This is a genomic window from Caballeronia temeraria, from assembly GCF_001544795.2.
Taxonomy (GTDB): Bacteria; Pseudomonadota; Gammaproteobacteria; order Burkholderiales; family Burkholderiaceae; genus Caballeronia; species Caballeronia temeraria.
On record NZ_FCOI02000069.1, the window covers coordinates 1 to 8,421 of the forward strand.

Annotated in this window: 8 protein-coding genes and 1 pseudogene; 4 read left to right on the top strand and 5 right to left on the bottom strand. The window is 54.9% G+C overall.

Translation table 11 applies throughout. The features are described 5' to 3' along the window. Positions 1-66 precede the first annotated feature (66 nt). The 5 genes and pseudogenes from AWB76_RS42590 to AWB76_RS43215 form a co-directional block, all read right to left on the bottom strand. Positions 67-618, bottom strand: a complete 552-nt coding sequence (locus AWB76_RS42590) for a hypothetical protein (protein ID WP_244173701.1) — start codon at positions 616-618, stop codon at positions 67-69. A gap of 159 nt (positions 619-777) precedes the next feature. Next, positions 778-1,266: pseudogene (locus AWB76_RS43205) on the bottom strand (TniQ family protein); the annotation flags it as partial. Between the two features lie 15 nt (positions 1,267-1,281). After that, positions 1,282-3,009 (bottom strand): TnsD family Tn7-like transposition protein, encoded by a 1,728-nt coding sequence (locus tag AWB76_RS43210; RefSeq protein WP_082864635.1) that lies wholly within the window; start codon positions 3,007-3,009, stop codon positions 1,282-1,284. Positions 3,010-3,015: 6 nt separating this feature from the next. Next, positions 3,016-4,398, bottom strand: coding sequence for a hypothetical protein (locus AWB76_RS41415; RefSeq protein ID WP_157696333.1), 1,383 nt, complete (start codon positions 4,396-4,398; stop codon positions 3,016-3,018). Positions 4,399-5,120: 722 nt separating this feature from the next. Next, a complete protein-coding gene (locus AWB76_RS43215; protein WP_374729978.1) occupies positions 5,121-5,669 on the bottom strand; it encodes an HAD domain-containing protein in 549 nt (182 codons plus the stop codon). 161 nt (positions 5,670-5,830) lie between these two features. Between AWB76_RS43215 and AWB76_RS38040 the strand changes: the two genes are divergently transcribed. The 4 genes from AWB76_RS38040 to AWB76_RS41420 form a co-directional block, all read left to right on the top strand. Then, complete coding sequence (locus tag AWB76_RS38040) at positions 5,831-6,343, top strand: DUF6471 domain-containing protein (protein ID WP_061165232.1); 513 nt, start codon at positions 5,831-5,833, stop codon at positions 6,341-6,343. 709 nt (positions 6,344-7,052) lie between these two features. Continuing rightward, positions 7,053-7,319, top strand: a complete 267-nt coding sequence (locus tag AWB76_RS42970) for a BPSL0761 family protein (protein WP_061165233.1) — start codon at positions 7,053-7,055, stop codon at positions 7,317-7,319. 1 nt (position 7,320) lies between these two features. Further along, the gene (locus tag AWB76_RS38055; protein ID WP_061165234.1) at positions 7,321-7,962 is read left to right on the top strand and encodes a hypothetical protein; all 642 of its coding nucleotides are present in this window, start codon (positions 7,321-7,323) and stop codon (positions 7,960-7,962) included. Between the two features lie 83 nt (positions 7,963-8,045). Beyond that, positions 8,046-8,421, top strand: a 376-nt coding sequence (locus tag AWB76_RS41420; protein WP_157696334.1) for a putative phosphothreonine lyase domain-containing protein, incomplete at its 3' end; no start/stop codon positions are given.

The following is an 8,421-nucleotide window of genomic DNA, read 5'->3' on the forward strand; positions in this document are numbered from 1 at the left end:
GCAGGCAAACTCGACTTCTCCGCATTCAACTCGCATGCCCGCTGAAGGCCGTTACCCACTCCGTTTTCAAAAGAGCCAGAAAAATTGATACGCTGCATAGCCACCAGGCAGTTTTGGCAGCTGGCTCCGACGCAGTCGGGGATTTTTGACGATTTCAGCCTCAAGCCACGCTCTGTGCTTCCCCCGAATTTTTCTGAAATCTTTTTCTGGCATCGCAAGTAGACGCCTTTTGAGCAAAATCAAATCGGTGCTCGGGAAACGTCGCGTTGTCGGCGGGGAGAGTCGACGTTCGGCCACCCTACTTCTCGTCGTAGATAAGGCTTGCTCAAACCCGTCCCACCCGCCGAAGAGACCGAGAACTAGCAATACGTTTTGGGCGGGATTACGAGTGATTTCTAAAGCTCCTTTAGGATTGCAAAGTTTTTTTAGCGCTGTTTCATTCAGACCGGCCTGCACAAGCACCTGTTCGCCCAGCGCGTGCTCAAGCGACCCCCTTAGAGTTTTATACAGTGCGCGACCCGAAGTCCCGTAAGTCAAACAATATCGCTCTGCGGCTATGCGTACCGAAGAAGCATCGAGCGTCTTTGGTGCTCGAGCAAGCATCAAGTCCTCGGACATCTTCGCGAACCGTACCGCAATCGTTTCAGAGTGCCGGTCCAGGCGTCCTAAAGGCCTGAGCGAACCCCCGCAGATACACCTCTGATGCGGAGCCCAAACCGCGCGGGCTCCTCGGTACTCGGGTTCACACAAGTTGCAATATGTCATCAGGACACGGTGATGACGGGCGCACACTTGAATCCCTGGCATTAGGTGTAGTCTACGCCAGTAGGTGTATCCCAGTGCCCTCCTGTCCTCATCCATGCATTGGGGACAGACGGCGAGCCGGCCCCTGAAAGTGGCCGCGTTCGCGCCTACGAGCCGATTCAGTTCGAAGGCACTGAGTCGTCCGCTGTTGGCATAGTGCTCGAAGAGTTGGGCCCGCTCATCCTCGCTCAAGAATGGCGCATAGATTGGGAAACGCGTGTGCTTGTCAATAACCTGGGCCGTCGAAGGTAGAACTACGCCGAAAGCGGACCTAAGCGAACTGAGGTCAGAAGGGTGGAACCAGCTCAACCTCATGCCACCCGCTGAGATAGGACCGGTGGCTGTCTGCGGTGACCAATCGGAGCGGATTTGAAGTTGTGACAGAACGTAGCCAGTAATGTCTTCGTCGTCAACGATTCTGTTCACATAAAGCAAAGATTGTTCGAGTCGAGTCAACATCATCTCCTTCCGATAAGCCTAAGGGGTCGTGTCGCTTGCACCTAACTTGATACTCGATAGTCGGAGTTTTGCCTCGTGCGCAATCTTCCAAGCACTTACTGATTGAATGGGGTCGGCGATTCGGGTTTGTGCCCAGGCCAAGCGACGGCAGACAAACGATTTTCGGAGCTCGCTGCCCACCAGGCTTGGCGACCCTTGAAGGGTTGAGCGGAAAGCGTATTCACTTACACCAATTCGGCGACGCAACTCGTAGATGGAGCGGCGTACCGGTGGCTTGTCCGGCTGATTACAGGACTCATGCGCTTGCGCGAGTGCCGCCTCGAGGCGATGCAACAGGGGCGTCGGCCTTCCATTTCTGTGTTTGGCACGATTGACCAGGAGTTTTCGTTGCCGCTGTTGGAGCCATGCACCCTCATGTCGATACAACTGTGCCCAAACTGCCGGCAGCTCTCGACGTATCGCTGTGTCTGAAAGCGAAGGCAGTCTTGACGTTGCCGCATCCCACAGCGCTTTTGCATTCTCGGTCCGCGCGGCAATGGCTCGACGGCGCGCGGTCAAGATGTCTGGGTGCGACGCTAAGATTCGGTAAATTGTCGACCGGGATAATCCGAATTTCTGTTCGACCTCTCGGGGCGACATACCGTGGGCCACAGAACTTAGTATCGCTTCAATCGTCTCGCACCCTACCCGCTTGGGACGCCAAGATGCTGGAATTCCAAAGCGGCGGCACAAGACGGCGACTTTCGAAACTCCTATCGCCAGCGCGTTGGCGGTCGCCGACAAAGTCCCGCAATGCTGCATGACTGCGCGAAGCTCGTCTGCAGTCGGTGGGGGCCGGCGTTCCACTATTGCCTTCGTAACTCGGCATGGAGTGCGATAGCAGTATTCGGAAAACCACGCAAATAGGATGCACCACACTGGATGCACGGCTCGCTCTTCGCGCAGAAGTCCTCGAATGCCGTTTTCCACAAGACTCGTTGACTGAACAAGCAGGTCGAGTCGGTCATCGGAAAACGCATTCCTATAGAACGCACAAAACTCATCCACGAACTCTCGAAGGTTGAGGCGTCCGGACTCGTTTCGCCAGCCCGAAGCGATGAGCGACCGAGCGACTTCGTCCTTATGATAGTTACTGCACTCCGCGCTCTGCTCGCTACAATCACTCACTCGCCTGCAAAATTCGAAGCCGTTCGCAAGCTGAAAGGGTGTTGGAGTCTTCACGCATCGTTCGTCGAATAGAAGATACTGACCAGACCTCGGCCTAAGCAAGCACCGATGCTTGAAACACGTATTGACAAAAGGCGCAGCCGTTCGCCTATGATTGAAGGTGAAGCCGTAGTCGCGTCGCTGCTCTTCTTGGCATTCCGGACACCATAGATGCTCTCCTTCTAAGACGTCAAATAAGACAGGTAGTCGAGTCAGGCGGACGGGCCCGGGCGTCACATTAATTAGTCGCTCCGTTTGGGCCGCAAACTTGCATCTACGTAAGCCGCAACAGAAGTAGGATAATAAGGTGTGCTCATCGGCAATTTCGTAGGCGGTCCCATATAGGTGTCCCACGACTTCATGAAACTGGGATAGTCCACTCGGCATGCTATCCAAGCCGGGCCTTCTTGCAAGGAGCGTCCGGCATGCAATCAAGAGACTTCTAGGCACGTCCGTAAAGAAGAGATTCTCAAGGAAGTCGTTGACTAATTGTCCTCGAGGAAAAGGCGGAATAACCAGAGTTTGGTAGCGAGCGTCCATGATTCGTCAGTGCCTAACACGGTACAGCAGTTCCTTATTCTTCTTTTTCTCGAGAAACCATTGAGGTAGGTGGTCCATGTAGTCGAAGAAGTCCTGGTCAGACTCAAGCGATTGTTGCGACATATACGAAGTCACGGCTTCCCTGGCTCCTCGCTGGTTACGAAGGCGACGCAGGAAGATGCGCGTCACCGACTCGCGGTTGATTGCGCCGTCCTTAAGCATTTCGGGTCGCTTGGCAATTTCCATTTGCAATTCATCGTAGCCTTGTGCAAGCCAGCCGAGTCGTCCCAACGCCAGACCCGTGGTCCAGAGCGGCAACTCCTTTGGCATCTGGTGCTTTTCGGCGCTGAAAACTCCGGAAGACCACAGGAACGAATTCGCATCGCACCAGGGGCCAGATAGTCTGACTATTTCGTCTATAGTCGCGGCCGTTGGCTCGGGCAGCGGGTCAAAATAAACCGGCTTTCCCGCGAATGCGTTTGAGCTCTTGCTACCTACCAGTCCGAGCACGTGCGCATACGCGCAAGTTGCGGAGAAAATCACCGGAATGGCGGACGCTTGTTGCAACTTCAGCAGAAAGGCGAGAACCTCTCTCGGTTCACCCTTCAGAGACTCGAACGACGCTCCGTCGACAATGAACACTCCGACGTTCAAGAGAATGCAAAGGGATATGGCGGCGTTAACTGCATTGAGGCCTGCTAGTTCCGGGAACACGCCGCTGGGCGTCCCGGCACTTCCAACGGCCGCAACCAGCGCATGCCGGAGGTCTCCGAGCAATCCGGTGAGTGTTCCGCATTCCGGATAGTTCAAGTAAATTGCTGGAATGACATGCATGAACGCGGGTGCGGGCCCGGTTCCGTGCACCTCGAACGGTTTCCCTAAAAGGCGCCGCAACCGATGCAGATACGCGGTGCGGCCACATAGCGAGGGACCCGTGAGAATGAATATAGAGCCCTTCGTGGACGACAAGGATTCAGGGACCGGTCGGAGTGGCTCCTTCTGCAAAACCTTTCGAGTTCCGTGAAAAAATTCACGATAGTGCTCATCTCCAAAGTCTTTCGCAAGGAATGTCCGCCGGATTCTCGCAAGAATCAATTCAGTGAAGGTCGTTACATCCTCGGTAGGGGCATAAGACTGGTCGAAATCCGATAATGCGTCTATTTTGTGGCTTCGGTCGCCACTCCAAAGAGCAGGGTCACGCGGTACCGCACGGTATGCGAGCGTTCTTCTCACTTCTGACGTTGGCACAATTCTCAGAAACTCGGACAGCCGCTCGCTCTTCGAAAAAAGAAGTGGTTGATGGTAAGGCGTAACCGCGTGACGACTTGGAGGCCGTTGATTTTCTTCAACCCACTCTCCCTCGGCGGTTGATTCGAAGACTGTGCTCATACGGCGTAATTCCCCGCTCGCTTTCGAAATAGGGAAATCAATCCTGGTAGCGAACTTGAACATCCTCTACGGTCTGCGGATGTTCTATGAGCGGATGGGCTACTTTCCGCGACATGAAACGAACGCGTGCACGTTCTATAGAAACTGGCCGAATTGTTCCGTGGCGAACGGGGAGGAGCCGCGAAACGAAAAGAATGATGCATGCGCAAGCTCCTCTTCGCGCGTCGGAACGCACGCAAGCAGGTGGATTCGACGCCTCTTTCGCGAGAGTCTCATCGCCCACATCAACGACGGAACTTTCAAAAATGAGGCACCTTCGGCAAGCGAAAATCGCGAGCCACAAAAACCCTGCGAATTGACCGCTCTGTAACCTGATACGGCTAATCCGCTCACACGCCACTCTCACAAGCACATCGCGCCACTCTTCTGCTTCTCTATCCCTACACTCACCTTTATCAGTGCGAGTCTGTGGACATACTAACGATTTATCAGGTTTCGTCAACAGTTTTTCTCGGCAAACTTAATTTTACACTGCTGGTCACTGCGATTTTAAGGAGTCGCAGAATCTCAAAGCAAATTCTATGGTATTCATTTTAGACAGTCTTACTCCATTCGCCAGACAGTACATCTGAAGTTGCGTAAGCGCGATTCACAGGAACGCCGCACTGACAATATACCGTGTAATGCGCATTAGACAATGTTTAGTATCTATTCTGGAAATACTAAATCGAGGAAGTGAGCAAATCCCGTAGTCGCGTCCAGTCGGCGCGCGATGCGGCCCATAATCCTGCGGACACAATTACGGCCCGTTCTCGCAGTGGTACGGGAACGCAACGAGCGTCTCCTTCGAGCACTGTTACTTGGCGGGGGTCCCTGCGGGACACATCTTCGGAAAGCCAAGAATACCGATTGGTGTGCTTGTCGAGCCGACTTTTTCGAATGACTCGGTTGCCAGGTACTGTGGCGCCGACGATTCGCGACCGAAGTTGACCAGGAAACGTCTGGACGATGGTGCGAAAACCCACTCTCGGCACCAACACCGAATGCAGCACTACGGCGATGTGGGCATTTTCTGCGAGGATTTCGGTTAATTGCCGGAGGTGGCTGCTATCGTCGTGCAACGACCAACGCGCGCCCCTCTCTGGGATTGAGGCTGCGGTTCGCGGGATGAGAACTCCCTCGACCGTTAGGTAGAGAATTGACCGCGGGGCCATGGGAGCCCCCTTCGAGAGTATGCGTGGTAGCACGCGAGAGCTGACGATATACTCCATCAAGCGACGTGGAGTTACCTACAGCAGACGGGACTTGCCGAAGTTCCGGCTGTTATGCTTCTCAGAAGCCCCTCATCTAAGTGCGAAAGATTTCGCACTTAGAAGGATAGGCCGTCGGTTTCAAAAATCAAGAATTTTTTTCGCGGTTTGCGGATTCTTTCATGAGCGAAGCGGACACTCCCTGGTCTTATCTTGCATCGCGGGTTACTCGCGTGGCACTCGCCCGCAAAGACGTCACGTATGGGTCTTTGGTCGATGCCTTGACGAACGACGGTGAGACCGGTGGAGACAGAGCAATTGTTTCGCGCATCTCGCGAGGCACGCTCAAGCTAAGCCTCTTCCTTCACATCTTGGCCGTCACGGGAATACGACCTCCGGAAAGATGGGTCGATGCGCTGCATACGGACGGGTCGGACTGGAGCGCGAAGGCTCGTGCAGTGGTCTCGTCCGAGATGTCCCGCCAGCCTTCTGAACTTGCGAAAGACCTTGTCACGAGTTTGTCGAGGCTCGGCACAACCATGTCGGCGAAGAGCCTGCATGCGCAAATCGAGAGCGGCGCCCTATCGCTCAGTCTGTTTCTCCAGTTGCTCTACCTACTGAACTCCGACTCGCTTGACCAATTCATAGACCAGGAGGACCTTGCTGAAGCGGCAAAGAGCGTGGCGCGGGCCTAGAGAACGGCGCTGCCTAACAAGGTTGCAGATTTTTGCCGGTGTACTAGACTGAACGTGTGCGAAATATTTCGCACCTTCTACAAGGCCATCAAGAAGCAGAATTCAAACATGGCCCCTCCGGCGGTGGATAACAGCTCCGGGGTCCGCAGTCGCAAACATCGGGAGACACCGATGTCCTTCGTTTCGGCGGAACCGTCTGGCTAACAAGGTTAGTTCGCGCCGCGCCAGGCGAGCCAAGAACAGCTCATTGAGCAGCTTCTTCCTGGGAGCACTCGCTGGTCTCACGACGGCAAGTGACCGCATCGCACGTGCACCAAGTATGACGTGTGCCCATCGGGGTGGCTCTCGTTCGTGTGTAGACCATTGTCGTCGAAATGGTGGAGGTGGTCATGCCTGTGTGGAGCGTAGCCTGCGTCGACACAGAGCCCGAGTTGTCTATCTCCGACTGGCAAATCCTTGAGACACAGAACGGCTCAAGGCATTTCGTTGGTAGCGATGTACGCGACTACTCGGGGAGGGTCAGCACTTGAATTCGGAGGTTCGACCCGAATGCTTTGCGGGGTGTGACATCGTCTGGTCGTGTCTACCAGTTAGTCGGCCCGAGCTGCCTTTCCGCCAACGGACAATACATCTGGGAACGTTGGTGCATGGTCAACGGAGTGACGTCCTACAGCGACGTGACGGCGGAACTTCTTGCGGAGAAGACATAATGACTATACCGGCGGAACGTACGAAGGCTGTGGTACATACGCGCGAATTTCTCGAAATGCTGGCCAGCGCGGAAGAAGTCACAATTCGCGGGTTGGTGCAATCAGTCGCAATTGGCCTTCTCAGGCACTACCCCTTGAACGTCGACTTGGACGTGTCAGCGAGCGCGCTTCCGGAAATTTGGGCGCAGCCGACTGTCGAGCGACCTGGCGAACAGTCAGCGTGCGCTCGCGTCGTTCCTCTGTTCACGACTCGGACCGGCGAGTAGCATGCCGACGAGGATGACCATGCCGCCCCGTCGAAACAATACAACAAGCGAGCCGTCTTCCCCCGATGCGCGCGTATTAGAGTTTCTGCAGAGCGCAGCGGTTGCAGTGACCTTGTTCGACCCCATCGGAGCTCGAGCGCTTCTTAAAATCCCCGATGCCGAGCTCGGGAGGCGGTTCAAACGTGCGCTTGTGAGAGTTGCGGGGCTAGCTACAGTGTTAAACATAGAAGAACGTTCGATTCGTGAAGAAAGCGCGCAACGGCGAATAGAGCTTGGTGCGAATCAAGGAGAGTCGACGCCGGCACGCCTGGTCGCCACCGCGAAACTAATACACTTTTCTCATTTCTGTGCCGTCATCGGGTTCACCCCGCAACGGGTCAGAAAAGAAGTCGCTGCTCAGCACATCTTCAGTGTCGACATCGACGATGAACCGTATTTCCCGGCATTCTTCTTGGTTGAGCAAATTCGACGAAAGGACCTGGCGAAGGTTGTGCGAACGCTTGGTGGTTTGACAGGCTGGGACAAGTGGCGCTTTTTCACTACGCCCAATAGCTCACTGGATGACCTGACACCGTTGCAAGCGCTCTTCTATGGCGATAGGAGGAAAGTGTTGCGCTCCGCCGCGAAATTCGCCAAGCAATGAGGAATCTGTCGTCGGCGATTGGCCGCGACACCCTTACCAAAGTAGTTTGATATGAAAGCAGCGCCAGACGTGAGGAGGCTTCCATGAAAGAAGGGATTGTTGCGGGAGAGCGATTGTTCAGGAAATCGGACAAGCCTTCTGAGGACTTGAGTTGCAACTGGCACTACAAGAAATCCCCGAGCTACAACGACTTTGCCTCGACAGATGTATCTGGGAAATGGTGCATCTGTGTGAGCCCCACCGACGTGGACGAGGCGTGGAGCAAAATCAGCGGTGCTATCGAGAAAAATCTGCTGATATGTGCCAAGGTTGGGGGTGACCCGCTTCCGTGGATGGTTAAGCAGTTGAATTTTGAATGGATTGATTCCCTCCGGTTTGGGCGGTGCCGCGAGTTGTCCACGGCCGGTCGGCGGGTCGCCTATTACGACCACGACGCCGGCCGGCGGTGGACAACTCGCC